The 14,949-nt window shown below is 65.4% G+C and carries 14 protein-coding genes and 1 riboswitch; of the genes, 13 read left to right on the top strand and 1 reads right to left on the bottom strand.

The features are described 5' to 3' along the window. Positions 1–47: 47 nt before the first annotated feature. Entirely contained in the window at positions 48–1,970 is a 1,923-nt protein-coding gene (asnB, locus tag BLS40_RS04685; RefSeq protein WP_092149428.1) for an asparagine synthase (glutamine-hydrolyzing), read from the bottom strand. A gap of 402 nt (positions 1,971–2,372) precedes the next feature. Here asnB and ctaC point away from each other — a divergent pair, with 402 nt between their 5' ends. The 13 genes from ctaC (at position 2,373) to BLS40_RS04615 (ending at position 14,906) form a co-directional block, all read left to right on the top strand. Further along, on the top strand, positions 2,373–3,467 hold the full coding sequence (gene ctaC, locus BLS40_RS04680) for an aa3-type cytochrome oxidase subunit II (protein WP_092149425.1): 1,095 nt from the start codon (positions 2,373–2,375) through the stop codon (positions 3,465–3,467). 18 nt (positions 3,468–3,485) lie between these two features. Continuing rightward, positions 3,486–3,917, top strand: a complete 432-nt coding sequence (gene ctaF / locus BLS40_RS04675; RefSeq protein WP_092149422.1) for an aa3-type cytochrome oxidase subunit IV — start codon at positions 3,486–3,488, stop codon at positions 3,915–3,917. 460 nt (positions 3,918–4,377) lie between these two features. Further along, entirely contained in the window at positions 4,378–4,998 is a 621-nt protein-coding gene (ctaE, locus tag BLS40_RS04665; RefSeq protein ID WP_456236289.1) for an aa3-type cytochrome oxidase subunit III, read from the top strand. Between the two features lie 67 nt (positions 4,999–5,065). Next, positions 5,066–5,914, top strand: coding sequence for a cytochrome bc1 complex diheme cytochrome c subunit (gene qcrC, locus BLS40_RS04660; RefSeq protein WP_092149416.1), 849 nt, complete (start codon positions 5,066–5,068; stop codon positions 5,912–5,914). Continuing rightward, positions 5,911–7,134 carry a cytochrome bc1 complex Rieske iron-sulfur subunit gene (qcrA, locus tag BLS40_RS04655; RefSeq protein ID WP_092149413.1) on the top strand — a complete coding sequence of 408 codons (1,224 nt, stop codon included), beginning with the start codon at positions 5,911–5,913 and terminating at the stop codon, positions 7,132–7,134. Before qcrC ends, qcrA begins: the two co-directional genes overlap by 4 nt. Then, the gene (gene qcrB, locus BLS40_RS04650) at positions 7,134–8,771 is read left to right on the top strand and encodes a cytochrome bc1 complex cytochrome b subunit (protein WP_092149410.1); all 1,638 of its coding nucleotides are present in this window, start codon (positions 7,134–7,136) and stop codon (positions 8,769–8,771) included. The genes qcrA and qcrB overlap by 1 nt, the downstream gene beginning before the upstream one ends. 349 nt (positions 8,772–9,120) lie before the next feature. Then, a riboswitch (cyclic di-AMP (ydaO/yuaA leader) is annotated at positions 9,121–9,326 on the top strand. A gap of 12 nt (positions 9,327–9,338) precedes the next feature. Next, a complete protein-coding gene (locus BLS40_RS04645; RefSeq protein ID WP_092149407.1) occupies positions 9,339–10,088 on the top strand; it encodes a C40 family peptidase in 750 nt (249 codons plus the stop codon). A 159-nt stretch (positions 10,089–10,247) separates the two neighbouring features. Then, entirely contained in the window at positions 10,248–11,279 is a 1,032-nt protein-coding gene (locus BLS40_RS04640; RefSeq protein ID WP_231908520.1) for a C40 family peptidase, read from the top strand. A 1-nt stretch (position 11,280) separates the two neighbouring features. After that, the gene (locus tag BLS40_RS04635; protein ID WP_092149404.1) at positions 11,281–12,420 is read left to right on the top strand and encodes a glycosyltransferase family 4 protein; all 1,140 of its coding nucleotides are present in this window, start codon (positions 11,281–11,283) and stop codon (positions 12,418–12,420) included. Between the two features lie 11 nt (positions 12,421–12,431). Beyond that, complete coding sequence (locus tag BLS40_RS04630; protein WP_092149401.1) at positions 12,432–13,403, top strand: ROK family protein; 972 nt, start codon at positions 12,432–12,434, stop codon at positions 13,401–13,403. A gap of 11 nt (positions 13,404–13,414) precedes the next feature. Then, a complete protein-coding gene (locus BLS40_RS04625) occupies positions 13,415–14,152 on the top strand; it encodes a lysophospholipid acyltransferase family protein (protein ID WP_092149398.1) in 738 nt (245 codons plus the stop codon). Positions 14,153–14,167: 15 nt separating this feature from the next. Continuing rightward, the gene (locus BLS40_RS04620; RefSeq protein WP_157464378.1) at positions 14,168–14,371 is read left to right on the top strand and encodes a hypothetical protein; all 204 of its coding nucleotides are present in this window, start codon (positions 14,168–14,170) and stop codon (positions 14,369–14,371) included. A gap of 1 nt (position 14,372) precedes the next feature. Further along, the gene (locus tag BLS40_RS04615; RefSeq protein WP_092149395.1) at positions 14,373–14,906 is read left to right on the top strand and encodes a polyadenylate-specific 3'-exoribonuclease AS; all 534 of its coding nucleotides are present in this window, start codon (positions 14,373–14,375) and stop codon (positions 14,904–14,906) included. Positions 14,907–14,949 lie beyond the last annotated feature (43 nt).

Below are 14,949 nucleotides of genomic sequence, written 5' to 3'. Positions count from 1 at the left end.
GCCCCCGGGTTGTGCACCCGGGGGGCGTCCGCTTTTGCCTAGGGAGTCTAGAGCCTGACGGGGTAGCTTTGATGCTCGATCGCGGGGTCGATGCGGTGCTCGACGAAAATCCCGTGCCACACCATGAACGCCAGCACCGTCCACAGCCGGCGCGAATGATCGGAGACGCCGTCTCGGTGCTCTTTGAGCATCTCCAGGACCTGCGGTTTGTTGAAGATGTCGTCGGTGCCGGACTCGCGGATGGTGTCCTGGGCCCAACCGTAGAGCTCGTCGCCGGCCAGCCAGTGGCGCATGGGCACCGGGAACCCGAGCTTCTTGCGGTGCAGGACGTGGGCCGGAACGATCTGCTCCATCGCCTTGCGCAGAGCGTACTTGGTGGTGCCGTGGGCAATCTTCTGGTCGACCGGAATGGTCTGCGCCACCTTGAACACCTCCTTATCCAGGAAGGGCACGCGCAGCTCGAGCGAATTGGCCATGTTCATCTTGTCGGCCTTGACCAGGATGTCGCCGCGCATCCACGTGAACAGGTCGAGGTTTTGCATCCTCGCCACCGGGTCCATCTCGGTGGAGGCCGCGTAAATCGGCGCGGTGACCTCGCGGTGGTCCCACTCGCGGGTGGCCCAGGGCAGCACGCGCTGCAGCTGCTCGAAATTGAACGAGCGCGCGTTGCCGTAGTACCGCTCCTCCATGGGGGTGGTGCCGCGCTCGAGCAAGCTCTTGCCCTTGACCCCTTCCGGCAAGACCCGGCTGAGGCGGTTCAGGCCGCGGGCGAGGGGAGAGGGCACCTTTTCGAAGGGTGCCAGCGACAGGGGCTCCTTGTAGATGGTGTAGCCGCCGAACAGCTCGTCGGCTCCCTCACCGGAGAGCACCACTTTCACGTGCTTGCGCGCCTCGCGTGCCACGAAGTACAGCGGCACCAGCGACGGGTCCGCGACCGGGTCATCGAGGTACCACATGATCTGCGGGAGCGCGGCCGCGTACTCCTCGGGGGAGACAATCTTGACGATGTGCTCCACGCCGATGGCCTCCGCCGATTCGGCGGCGACGTCGACCTCCGAGTACCCCTCGCGCTCGAAACCGGTGGTAAACGTCAGGAGTTTCGGGTTGTGACGCTTCGCCAGCGCGGCGATGGCGGTGGAGTCAATCCCACCGGAGAGGAAGGAGCCCACGGTCACGTCCGCACGCATATGCTTTTCGACGCTGTCCTCCAGGGCGTGAGCGATGGCGTCGTAAAGCGCCTGCTCCTTGCTCTCGGCCACGGGGGCGGAGCGAAAATCCGGGCGGAAGTAGCGCACAGACTCGACCGTGCCGCCGGGGGCGAGCGTGACCGTGCTGCCGGACTCGACGCGGCGGATCTGGGCGTGCAGGCTCTCCGGCTCGGGCACGTACTGGAGGTCGACGTAGTGCTCGATGGCGCGGCGGTCGAGCTCCACACCCAGGCCCAAGTCCTGCCCCATCTCGAGGATCGACTTCTTCTCGGAGGCGAAGACCGTCCCCTTTTCCGTGGTTGCGTAGTACATCGGCTTGATGCCGAAATGGTCGCGCGCGACGAACATCGTGCGCGTCTCGGTGTCCCAGATCACGAACCCGAACATTCCGCGCAGGTGCTGGACAACCTCGGCGCCCCAGTGGTGGTAGCCCACGACGATCGGCTCGCCATCGCCCTCGGTGTTGAAGGTGTACCCGGCGGCGGCGAGCTCGTCGCGCAGCTCCAGGTAGTTGTATATCTCGCCGTTGAACACGAGCGCGTAACGCTGCGGGCTCTCGGCGGGGCCCCAGCGCAGCGGCTGATCGGAGTGCTCGATGTCGATAATCGCCAGACGGTTGAAGCCGAACACCGCGTCGTCGTCGCTCCATGTCCCGGCGGCATCCGGGCCGCGGTGGTACATGCAGGGCAACGCCCGTTCCACGGCACCCACGAACTCGGATGCGTCACTGTTGGCGGCGAGAAAACCCACGAGACCGCACATACGTCAAAGCCCTCCTATATATAAGGTCGCGCCGCGGGTGCGACGTGCTTCTCCAACAATAGAGTTTCGCGCGCCCCGACCGCGAACTGACGTGGGCCGTGTCGCGGGGGCGCGGCGTCAACCTTTGGCGCGTCCCCGGATGGGGGCCAACTTTAGATGGACTCATCTGCATGAGGGTGTGAGATGGGCCTCAGGAGGGAAAAAAGGGTTCCAAGAGAGGCCACAGACCTGCTGAAAAGCGGCCCCTCGCTCCAGTGATGTGCGCGGCTGCGACGCCGGGGGAGAGCCGCCGGCGAGATATCCTAATCGGCCCGGCACATGAACTATCCTGACTGGGTAGGAATGCTCTGGCATACATGTGAGCGTTCGTTGGATGAAGTGTGGACAGGAAGGCAGACACACGTGGAAAAGGAAAAGTACCGCGGCTTGGCCAAGAAGGCTGGCGTGGCGGGATCGCTCCTGCTCGGCAGCTTCGCGCTCGCAGGCTGCGAGGTAGCACCTCCGGAAGCTGTGGCAAACGTGCTCGACATGGGCTGGCCGGACCCGATCACCCCCGAAGGCGTGCAGATGTACAACTTCTGGGTGTGGGTCTGGGTCGCCGCATGGATCATCGGCATCATCATGTGGGCACTGTTCCTCGTGGCCATCTTCAAGTGGAACGCGAAGGCACAGGCAAAGAAGACCAACGACGAGTTTCCGAAGCAGCTGCAGTACAACGTGCCGCTCGAGCTCGGCCTCACGATTCTGCCGATCATCATCGTGTTCATCCTCTTCTTCTTCACCGTGCAGGCGCAGACCAAGACGGTCGCCCTGGACAAGGACCCGGAAGTCACCGTCGACGTCACCGCCTTCCAGTGGAACTGGAAGTTCGGCTACGCGCAGGTCGGCCCGGAGCTGTCCCCGACCGGAGCCGAGTACAACGGCCTGGACGAGCAGCGCCAGGCGCTGGCGGAAAAGACGAAGCTCGAACCCGAGGATCTGCCCAACGCCAACCCGATCCACGGCACCTCCACCGGTGACCTGTCGTACCTCAACTACAACCTCATCGAGACGACTGGCAGCACCGACGAGATCCCGGTCCTCGTTCTGCCGACCGACACCCCGATCGAGTTCCGCCTCGCATCCGGTGACGTGAGCCACGCGTTCTGGGTCCCGGAGTTCCTGTTCAAGCGTGACGTCTACGCTCACCCAGAGTCGAACCAGCAGCAGCGCTCTTTCCAGATTGAGCGCATCGACCGCGAGGGCGCATTCGTCGGACGCTGTGCCGAGATGTGCGGCACCTACCACTCCATGATGAACTTCGAGGTCCGCGCGGTCTCGCCGGATGACTTCCGCGAGTACATGCAGTTCCGCAACGACAACCCGGACGCCACCAACGCCCAGGCCCTGGAGGCGATCGGTCAGGAGCCATACGCCACCACGACCCGCCCGTTCAACTCTGACCGCACGGGCACCCGAGACGGCCAGAACTACACCGACCCCAACGAGAACGTCTAAGAAAGCGAGAGAAGATCAATGGGACCTGGCTCTAAAATTTTCTACAGCTTGGGCACCTTCCTTGCCCTGGTGGCAGTCTTCTACATCCTGGCTACGACCTGGATCGGCGACGACGCTTACTTGTTCGGCATTGAGTGGGTCGGCAGCGTCGGCCTCGTCCTGGCCACGGCTCTGGCGTTCATGATGGCCGTGTACCTCGACTTCACTGAGCGTCGCATGGACATCGTCCCCGAGGATTGGGAGGAGGCCGAGATTGAGGACGGTGCAGGCGTTCTGGGCTTCTTCTCCCCGCACTCCATCTGGCCGTTCGCAATGTCCGGCTCGATCCTCTTCCTGGGCCTCGGGCTCGCGTTCTGGCAGCTCTGGCTGGCCGCTATCGGCGCCGTGCTCCTGATTTGGACGGTCACCCAGCTCAACCTGCAGTACGGCATCCCGCGCGAGAAGCACTAACCGCTCCAGCCTCTCTGCCTCCAACGCCCCGCGAAAGTGGTCGCGGGGCGTTTCGCCGTCTCTGCGGGGCGCGCCCGCCGGGCGTACTTAACAAGAGGGCGAATATGGCGCGCGTTCCGCACTGGCGAGGGGGCAACCGAAAGTTGGTGTGCGGACCGCTCCAACGGGGGATAATGTGAAAACCGTCACGAAAACCGAAGTGGGCGGGCCCTTTGGGCGGGGAAGCAGGAGCCCCATGGGAGCGCCGTACGCCCGAACAAGCATGGGCGCGCCGTTCCCCGGTCCGATGACCTGCACCTATCCCTGTCGGATGAACCGGGCGAGAAGTTCCCGAGTGGACGGAATTTTTTTCCTTACCACATTGGCAGCAGAAATAACGGCAGGTTGACGCGATTCTTGCAGTTACTTTTCGGGGGTATACGAGGTGACTTTCAGCCCGAAAAGGGCGATAATCGCATGCGTGACGACCGCAACTACTAACCCAGAGATGGCGACACCGTCGAATCGTGTCCCTGTGCTGAACCGACCCAACATGGTCAGCGTGGGCACGATGGCGTTCCTCGCCCAGGAATTGATGTTCTTCGCCGGCCTGTTCGCGATGTACTTCACCTCGCGCGCTAACGGCATGACCGCAGGGGACTGGCAGCACCAGACCGAGCACTTGAACGTGTTGTTCGGCCTGATCATCACCATCGTCCTCGTGACTTCCTCGGTCACCTCGCAGATGGGCGTGTTCGCCGCGGAGAGGGGTGACGTCTACGGCCTGCGCAAGTGGTTCACCGTGACCATCCTCCTCGGCGTCGTGTTCCTCGGCCTCGTGGCCTTTGAGTGGTACGAGATGGTCCACGCCGGGGTGACCCCGCAGGCGTCTGTGTACGGCTCCGTGTTCTACATCATCACGGGCTTCCACATGGCCCACGTGACCGCGGGCATCATCGCCTTCATCGTCGTGATGCTGCGCGTGGCCAAGTCGAAGTTCACCCCGGCGCAGGCGACCGCTGCTATGGCGACGTCCTACTACTGGCACTTCGTTGACGTCATTTGGATCGGCGTCTTTATCACTCTGTACCTCGTTCAGTAAGCGCCCCGCCCGCGAATACTGCGGGAGCCGCTTTGTCACTGACTCATAGTCGCTATAAGGGAACATGATGGAAAACACCCCAAAAAAGCCGCGCAGCCGCCGCAAGATGCGGCGCACTGTCGCGGGCGCCGCTGCTCTCACATTCGGTCTGACCGGTGCCGGCTTCCTGGCCACCGCCTTGACCCCCAACGCCCAGGTGGCGACCGCGCAGCGCGATGAGCAGGCACTGATTCAGGAGGGCAAGGACCTCTACGATGTCGCCTGCATTACCTGCCACGGCGCAAATCTCCAGGGCGTTCAGGACCGCGGTCCGTCCCTGATCGGCACTGGAGAAGGCGCCGTCTACTTCCAGGTCAACTCTGGCCGTATGCCGATGATGTCCAACGACGCGCAGGCGGAGCGCAAGCGCCCGCGCTACACCGAGTCCCAGGCGCTGGCGATGGCGGCATACGTCGCGGCCAACGGCGGGGGACCGGAGCTCGTGTACAACGAGGACGGTTCGCTGGCGATGGAGGAACTGCGCGGCAAAGACTTCGACGGACAGATTCAGGCCGCCGACGTCGCCCGCGGCGGTGAGCTCTTCCGCCTCAACTGCGCGTCGTGCCACAACTTCACCGGTCGTGGCGGCGCACTGTCGTCGGGCAAGTACGCCCCCGAGTTGGATCCCGCGAACGAGCAGGAGATCTACCAGGCGATGCTGACCGGCCCGCAGAACATGCCGAAGTTCTCCGACCGCCAGCTCACCGCTGACGAGAAGAAGGACATCATCGCCTTCATTAAGTCCTCGAAGGAAACCCCGAGCCCGGGCGGCTGGGGTCTGGGCGGTATCGGCCCGGTGTCTGAGGGTATGGCTATGTGGATTATCGGCGTCACCCTTGTCGCCGCCGCTGCAATCTGGATTGGATCGCGCTCATGAGCAACGAAGTGAAGAAGAACTACACCGATGCGGAACTCGACCGCATGAACAACGCCGAGCTCGCCGCTTTGGGTACGGAGCTCGATGACGTCACGGTGGCGTACCGCAAGGAGCGGTTCCCCGTGGAGGGGGACCCCCGCGAGAAGGGCGCCGCCAGGGGCATCAACATCTGGCTGTGCATCTCCATCCTGATGGGGATCGCGTTTTTGGGCGTGTACCTGTTCTGGCCGTGGGAGCCGAAGTTCCACGGCGACGAGGGCCTGTGGATGTACACGCTCTACACCCCGCTTCTCGGCCTGACCTCCATGCTGGGCCTAGGCGCGCTGGGCATCGCAATTATCCAGTACGTGAAGAAATTCGTGCCGGACGAGATTTCGGTGCAGCGCCGCCACGACGGCCGCTCCAGCGAGCTCGACCGCCGCACCACCACCGCCCTGCTTAACGACGCATGGGAGACGTCGACCCTCGGCCGGCGCAAGGTCATGAAGGGCCTGCTCGGAGGCGCCGCCGTATTGACGGGCTTGGTTATCATCGCCCCGCTGGGCGGCCTGATCAAGGACCCGTGGCGCCCCCGCCACGAGCTGAACTACCACGGTGACGGCACCCTGTGGACCCACGGCTGGACCAAGATCGAGGAGGGCGTGAAGATCTACCTCGGCCGCGACACCGGTGCCATCGCCGAGCTGCACGAGGGCGACGCCGGCAAGCACTACACCACCGCCGGCGTGTCCCGCCTGGTGCGCATGCGCCCGGAGGACCTGGCGGCCGCGTCCATGGAGACCGTGTTCCCGTTGTACGCCGACGACGTCAATGACGGCGCGACCTACGACGCGAACCGCGACGTGTACGAGAACCACATGCACTCCATTCACGGCCCGCGCAACGCGGTGATGCTGATCCGCCTGCGCACCGACGACGCGCAGCGTGTTGTCGAGCGCGAGGGCCAGGAAGACTTCCACTACGGCGACTACTACGCCTACTCCAAGATCTGCACCCACATCGGGTGCCCGACGTCCTTGTACGAGGCGCAGACGAACCGCATCCTGTGCCCGTGCCACCAGTCCCAGTTCGACGCGCTGCACTACGGCAAGCCGATCTTCGGCCCCGCCGCACGTGCACTGCCTCAGCTTCCTGTGACAGTTGACGAAGAAGGTTACCTCGTTGCCAACGGAAACTTCATCGAACCCGTTGGCCCGGCATTCTGGGAGCGTAAGTCCTAATGAGCACTAAACTTGCACAAGCCGCGGACAACGTTGATTCGCGCTACACGGTTTCCGGGTTCCTCCGCCCCCAGCTGAACAAGGTCTTCCCGACCCACTGGTCGTTCATGCTCGGCGAGATGGCCCTCTACAGCTTCATCATCCTCCTGCTGACAGGCATCTACCTCGCACTGTTCTTCGATCCCTCAATTACCAAGGTGATCTACGACGGTGGCTACCTGCCGCTCAATGGCGTGGAGATGTCGCGCGCCTACGCCACCGCGCTGGACATTTCTTTCGAGGTGCGCGGCGGCCTGTTCGTCCGACAGATGCACCACTGGGCGGCCCTGATGTTCATGATGGCCATGTTCGCGCACATGCTGCGCATCTTCTTCACCGGCGCGTTCCGCCGCCCCCGTGAGGCGAACTGGATCATTGGCGTCACGCTGATCCTCGTCGGCATGGCGGAGGGCTTCCTGGGCTACTCGCTCCCGGACGATCTACTCTCCGGTGTGGGCCTGCGCATCATGTCCGCGATCATCCTGGCACTCCCGATTATCGGCACGTGGCTGCACTGGGCGATCTTCGGTGGCGACTTCCCGTCGGATCTCATGCTGGATCGCTTCTACATCCTGCACGTGCTGATCCTGCCGGGCCTGATCCTCGCGCTGGTTGCCGCCCACCTTCTCCTCGTCTGGTTCCAGAAGCACACCCAGTTCCCGGGTCCGGGCCGCACGGAGAACAACGTCGTGGGCATCCGCATTATGCCGGTGTTCGCGGTCAAGGCGATCGGATTCATGTTCGTCGTGTTTGCGGTGCTCGCAGGTATGGCCGGACTCACCTCTATCAACGCGATTTGGAACCTCGGCCCCTACAACCCGTCGCAGGTCTCCGCCGGCTCCCAGCCTGACGTGTACATGCTGTGGACGGACGGTGCGGCCCGCGTCATGCCGGCCTGGGAGCTCTACCTGGGCAACTACACCATCCCCGGCGCGTTTTGGACTGCACTGATGTGTGGCATCATGGTCGTCCTGCTGTTCGCCTACCCGTTCATCGAGCAGGCGGTCACCGGTGACCGCGCGCACCACAACCTGCTGCAGCGCCCGCGCGACGTTCCGGTCCGCACCGGCATCGGCGTCATGGGCATCACGTTCTTCCTCCTGCTGACCATCTCCGGCGGCAACGACCACATAGCGCACTTCTTCCAGATCTCCCTGAATGCGATGACCTGGTTCGGTCGCATCGGCCTGATCGTGCTGCCGCCGCTGGTGTACTTCATCACCTACCGGATCTGCGTCGGCCTGCAGCGCTCCGACCGCGAGGTTCTGGAGCACGGCATCGAAACCGGCGTGATCAAGAAGCTGCCGAACGGCGCGTTCGTGGAGATCCACCAGCCGCTGGGCCCGGTCGACGAGCACGGCCACCCGATTCCGCTGGAGTACGCCGGTGCGCGCGTGCCCAAGCAGATGAACCAGCTGGGGTACGCCGACTCCGAGACCATCGGCGCCTTCTCCGCCGCGGACCTGTCGGTGACCGAGCGCGTGCGTAGCGCCGCCGAGGCGAACCACCACGACGAGATTGAGACGCTGCGTTCGCTCGAGGCGTCGAAGCACCTCACGGACCGCGACGCGACGTACCGCGAGGGCGAGGACCACTAGCAAATCCCGCTCGCTCACGAGATGACCCCTCCGACCGGAGGGGTCATTTCTTTGTAACGGTCTGCTAACAAGGCCACTGTGTTCAAGCTCACATGTGGCGTGGGTCGGTGACCGGGACGTCGATAAGCGCGCTCTAGCACGGCCGGGGAGAATCGATGTTTCCCGAGGTCAGGGGGCTGTGCGGGCGCGGGAAAGAATGCGGGGCCGGTGACGTGTCACGCAGCGATTCAGGGCGCGAAGAAAAATAACGGCGCGATAACGGGTGTCGCATTGGACAACGTCCGTTGCTGTTTCGTAACCTACTCGAGACATTGCGGCAACGAACGGTTACCGCAGGTTCCAACTACACGAACATATGAAGCCGAGTCCCGCGCGTCCCCGCCGCAGAAGGCAGTGGGGGAGTGAGGGAGCCGGGGACCCACATGCACGGGCCCGCGGGCCGCACCTGGGGTTAATGCTCACGAGGATGTCCACCACCGTTAGCGGAGGGCACGGAGTGCGCAGGGCTGTTCTCAGCCCAACCCGTCAGCTAACCCGGTAGGCAAGAGAAGATATGGAGTAATCCCAGTGGCACATAACCGTCGCCAGAACTCGTCCGTCGCGCGCAACATTGCCGCCGTTTCCGCCGTCATCACCGGCGCAACCCTTCTGGCCCCCGGTACCGCCCACGCGGCTGAGGTCCGCGTGCCCAACTCGCCGGTCTCCGTGGAGGTTCCCGGCATCGAAAACGTCCCGGGCATCGCAGCCATCCCGGGCATCGAGATGTGGATTCCGTCCCTCGCCGGCCAGCAGAGCACCACCGACATCGCGTCGGCTATCGCAGCCGTCAAGTCCATCCCGGGCGTGGAAAACGTCCCCGGCTTCACCGCGTTCATCGCCGATGTCGAGGCGCGCTACGCGCCCGCGCAGTACTCCGCCGCGGCGACCGCAGCCGAGGCCCCCGTCCAGGCTGCACCCGTGGTGCAGGAGCAGACCGCCGGACAGAAGATCGTGGACATCGCCCGATCGAAGATTGGCTCCCCGTACGTCTACGGCGCTTCGGGCCCCGACGCCTTCGACTGCTCCGGCTTCACCTCTTGGGTTCACGCTCAGGCGGGCAAGGCCATCCCGCGCACCTCGCAGGCGCAGGCATCCGGCGGCCAGCAGGTGTCGTTGAGCGACATCCAGCCGGGCGACATTGTCGTGTACTACAGCGGCGCATCCCACGTGGGCATCTACGCCGGCAACGGCACGATCATCGACGCGCTGAACTCCAATTCTCCCGTCGCAGAGCGGCCGCTCAACATGATGCCGATCCACTCCGTGGTGCGCTTCTAACTCCATGAAGGTCGATCCGGCTTCGCCCCCGTCTCGGGCGCGGGCCGGGTTTCCTATTGGTACTACCCCCGCCTTGAATTCGCGGGCGGGGGCGCTATAGTACAGTAACGGTTCTATAAAGTTTCTACAGGTCAGCTGGGGAAGGACCAGGCATACATCGTGGGCAAACACTCTTTCACGCCGCGTAGGCGTGGTGTTCGCGCGTCACTCTCGTTCGCGACGGCGGCCACCGTCGCCGCATCCGGCTTCGCCCCGGCACACGCGGACGACGTCGACGCCCTGATCGAAGAACTCGCGTCGGCCTCCGACGAGGCGACGGCCAAGATGGAGCAGATCAAGGACCTCGAAGTTCAGATCGACGAGGCTCAGCGCACCCTCGACCGAAGCGTCGCGGACGTCGCGGCGGCCCAAGCGAGGACGAACGAAGCCCGCCTGGCTCGCGAGGCGCAGCAGTCGGGGGTCAACAGCGTCGCCGCCTCGACGTACCGCACGCTCCAGGTGGACAACGTTGTCAACGCTCTCGGCTCGGACACGCCGCAGGAGGTCATCGACAAGTCCACGTACCTCGGCTCCGTTGCACGCAGTCGCCAGAACCAGCTCGAGGGGCTGCGCGCCGCGACTCAGGACGTCATAGACTCCGCCAGGGCGGCGGACGTGGCCAAGGCGGAGGCTCAGTACACGCGAGGCAAGCTCCAGGCGCAGCGTGACCGTCTCGAGTCCGAGCGCCAGGACATTGAGAAGCGGATCCAGGACGTCGAGGCGCGCGTTGACGCGTTGTCGCCCGAGGCGCGCCAGGCGTGGGCGAACCAGGGCAACCCGGTGTCGCCCGACCTGCTGGCACCCGCAGCTTTCGCCTCCGGGATCACCGGGGCAGCCTTGGCACAGCTGGGCAAGCCCTACGGGTGGGGCGCCTCCGGCCCGGACGCGTTCGACTGCTCGGGTCTCATGGTGTGGGCGTACGCGCAGAACGGCAAGTCCATTCCGCGGACGTCCCAGGCACAGCTGGCGGGCGGCACGCCGGTCCCGCTGTCTCAGCTGCAGCCCGGAGACATCGTCGGTTACTACCCGGGCGTGACGCACGTGGGAATGTACATCGGCAACGGGCAGGTCGTGCACGCGTCCGACTACGGCATCCCCGTCCAGGTCGTGCCGCTGAACTCGATGCCGATTCAGGGGGCCGTGCGCTACTAGCATGACCGTTTTGCTGGTCACCAACGACTTCCCGCCCACTGTGGGCGGGATTCAGTCGTATGTGCGCGACTTCGCCGGCCAGTACGTGCGCCGCGCGGGCGCCAACAACCTGATCGTGTTCGCCTCAACGCAGGATAGAGACGCAGCGCGCCGCTTCGACGCGGGGCTTTCCTACACCGTGGTCCGCTGGCCGCGGCGGGTCATGCTGCCCACCCCGGCTACCGTGCGCGAGATGCAGCGCTTGATTCGCCTCCACGGGGTAGACACGGTCTGGTTCGGTGCCGCCGCGCCGCTGGCGGTCATGGGGTCGGCGGCGAAGGCGGCCGGGGCGCGCCGCGTCGTCGCCTCCACCCACGGCCACGAGGTGGGGTGGTCGATGCTCCCCGGGGCGCGGCAGCTCTTGGGGGCCATCGGCCGCAGCGCGGACACCGTGACCTACATTTCGCGCTACACGCTGGGTCGGCTCCGCCGCCCGCTCGGGACGTCTGCGCGGTTCGAGGCGTTGCCCTCGGGCGTCGATACGCGGTTTTTCCGCCCCGCGAGCGACGCGGAACGGGCCGCGACGCGCGACCAGCTGGGTGTGGGGGGAGCCCCGCTCATCGTGTGCGCGTCCCGCCTGGTTGCGCGGAAAGGGCAAGACTCGCTTATCGACGCCCTCCCGCACGTCGCCCGTTCCATTCCCGGCACCCGCCTCGTGATCACAGGGGACGGGCCGTACGAGCACACCTTGAGGAAGCGGGCGCGCGGCCTCGGGGACGCGGTCATTTTCACCGGCTCCGTCGAACGCACGCAGCTGCGCGACATCATCGCGGCGGCGGATGTCTTCGCCATGCCCGCGCGGACCCGGGGGGCCGGGCTGGACGTGGAAGGCCTGGGCATTGTGTACCTGGAGGCGCAGGCCTGCGGGATCCCCGTCATTGCCGGCACCTCGGGGGGCGCTCCGGAAACGGTGACGCCGGCGACCGGCATCGTCGTTGATGGGCGCGACACGGCCGAGCTCGCCGGCGCGTTGACGGGGCTTTTGGCGGACCCGGAGCGGCGCCGTGCCATGGGGGAGGCAGGCCGCGCGCATGTGTCGCGCACGTTTTCCTGGGACGTCTTGGGCGACAGGCTGGTAAGGCTCTTGGACGCCACGGGTTAACATAGTTGGCTATGTCCCAGCACTCCCACAGCCCGTCGACAAATCACCTGACGGTCGGATTCGACATCGGCGGCACCAACACGCGTGCGGGCGTGGTGACGGGCGACGGCGCCATCATCGACTCCCGCTCGATCCAGTCGCCCCACGACGCCGACGAGCTCACCGCGGCGATCACCGATCTCGTGGCCGACCTGCGCCGCGGGCACGACATTTCCGCCGTGGGGGTGGCAATCGCGGGGTTCCTCGACCCGGAGTGCGAAAAGGTCCGCTTCGCCCCGCACCTGCCGTGGCGCAGCGACGCCCCCGTCAAGGCCATGCTGGAAGACGCGATCGGTCTGCCCGTGCGCCTCGAGCACGACGCCAACTCCGCGGCGTGGGGGGAATACAAGTTCGGCGCGGCGAAGAACGCCGAGACGTGGGTGTTCTTCGCCGTCGGCACGGGAATCGGCGCCACGCTGATGCACCACGGCGAGATCTACCGCGGGGCGTTCGGCACGGCCCCGGAGTTCGGGCACCTCACCGTCGTGCCGGGCGGGCGGGTGTGCTCCTGCGGCAAACACGGCTGTCTGGAGCGCTACGCCTCCGGCACGGCTCTGGTGGACACCGCCGTGGAGGTCGCCTCCGCCGGCGGGTACAAAGCGTGCGGGCTCTACCGCAAAGTAGTGGACAAGCGCGCCAACGGGCACGACGTGATGGCTGCGGCGCGGAGCGGGGATGCGCTGGGGCGGGCGGCCGTCGACACGTTCGCGGACTGGCTCGGCCAGGGGCTCTCCATCGTCGCCGACGTACTCGACCCCGAGCTCATCGTGCTGGGCGGGGGAGTCAGCGACGACGCGGATCTCTTCATCGACCGGGCGAGGAGCGCCATGGCCCGCGACATCGTGGGCGCCGGCTACCGGCCGCTGCCGACACTCATTCGCGCCGAGCTCGGCCCCGAGGCAGGTATGATCGGCGTGGCTGATTTGGCGCGGAAACTGGTGTAAAGGAAAAGCACATGGTGAACAAATGGTATGCGGTGTTCAAGGCCATCCTAGGCCCGCCGTTGCTGGTGTGGAACCGGCCGACGATCGAGGGCGCGCACAACATTCCGCGCACGGGCACCGCCATTTTGGCGTCGAACCACCAGGCCGTGATGGATTCGTTCTACCTCCCGCTGATGGTGTGGCGCCAGCTCACGTTCCCGGCGAAGAAGGAATACTTCACCACCCCGGGTGTCGGCGGAGCGATCCAGCGCTTCTTCTTCAGCTCGGTGGGCCAGATCCCAGTAGATCGCAGCTCCTCCGGGGCCGCAGACGACCTGGAGCGCGCGGCGGAGGAGGTCTTCGCCGACGGAAAGCTGATGGGGTTTTACCCCGAGGGCACGCGCTCGCCGGACGGGCGCTTGTACAAGGGGCGCACCGGCATGGCGCGTATCGCGATGAAGAACAATGTCGACGTCATCCCGGTGGCGATGATTGGCACCCGCAACGCCAACCCGATTGGCACCTTCGTTCCGCGCCCCCGGCGGGTACGCATCAAGGTCGGGGAGCCGATCAGCCCGCACGCGTGGGCGCGCGAGAACGGCTACGACCCCGACTCCCGTGAGGTGGCGCGCCCGTTCACCGACTTCATCATGGAAAAGCTCAGTGAGCTGTCGGGCTACGAGTACGTGGACGTATACGCGTCCGAGGTGAAGAAGTCGCTCGAGGCCGGCCACGGCTACCCCGCGGGTGCGGAACCTAAGACGCCGTAATTTAAGATGGTGGCCATGGACCGAGACCTTCTCATCCGCGTGGCCTTATGCTGCGTGCTCGTCGCCGCAGTCATGGTGGCCACCCAGACCGGCCGCTACATCAACGTTGTCGCCCCGCTCGCGGTGATCGGCGTGGCGGTGGTCATGTTCTGGCCGCGCCGGCGCGGGGCATCCGCCCCGGATCCCGCGGAGCGCGATGACGCGTCCGGGCGTGGGTAGGGTGCGCTACTTCTACGACACCGAGTTCATCGAGGACGGCGCGACCATCGAGCTGGTCTCCATCGGGATTGTCGCCGAGGACGGCCGCGAGTATTACGCGGTGTCGACGGACTTCGACGCGGCCAAGGCGAACCGGTGGGTGCGCGACAACGTCCTGGACAAGCTTCCCAGCCCCGGGGAGTCCGAGTGGAAGCCGAACGCCGCGATCCGGCGCGAGGTGCTCGAGTTTGTCACCGCCGGGCCGGGCCACCCGGAGCTGTGGGCCTGGGTGGGCGCCTACGATCACGTTGTCTTGGCCCAGCTGTGGGGCGACATGAGCGCGCTCCCGAAGGCGCTGCCGCGGTACACCCGCGAACTGAAGCAGTACTGGGAGATGGCGGGGCGCCCGAAGCTGCCCAGTTTGCCCAAGGGCAACCACAACGCGCTTGTCGACGCCCGCCACAACCTGGCCAAGTTCACCGCCTGTACTGCGGCCCTGCCGCTGGGCGACAATGGGCAGGTTTCCATCGTGCGGGAACACCATTCCACCAGGTGACAATCGCTTCCCGTGACCTGGGGTTCCAAATATGCCCCCAGCA

This window comes from Corynebacterium mycetoides (assembly GCF_900103625.1).
Lineage (GTDB): Bacteria > Actinomycetota > Actinomycetes > Mycobacteriales > Mycobacteriaceae > Corynebacterium > Corynebacterium mycetoides.
This window is presented reverse-complemented; position numbering and strand designations above follow the sequence as displayed.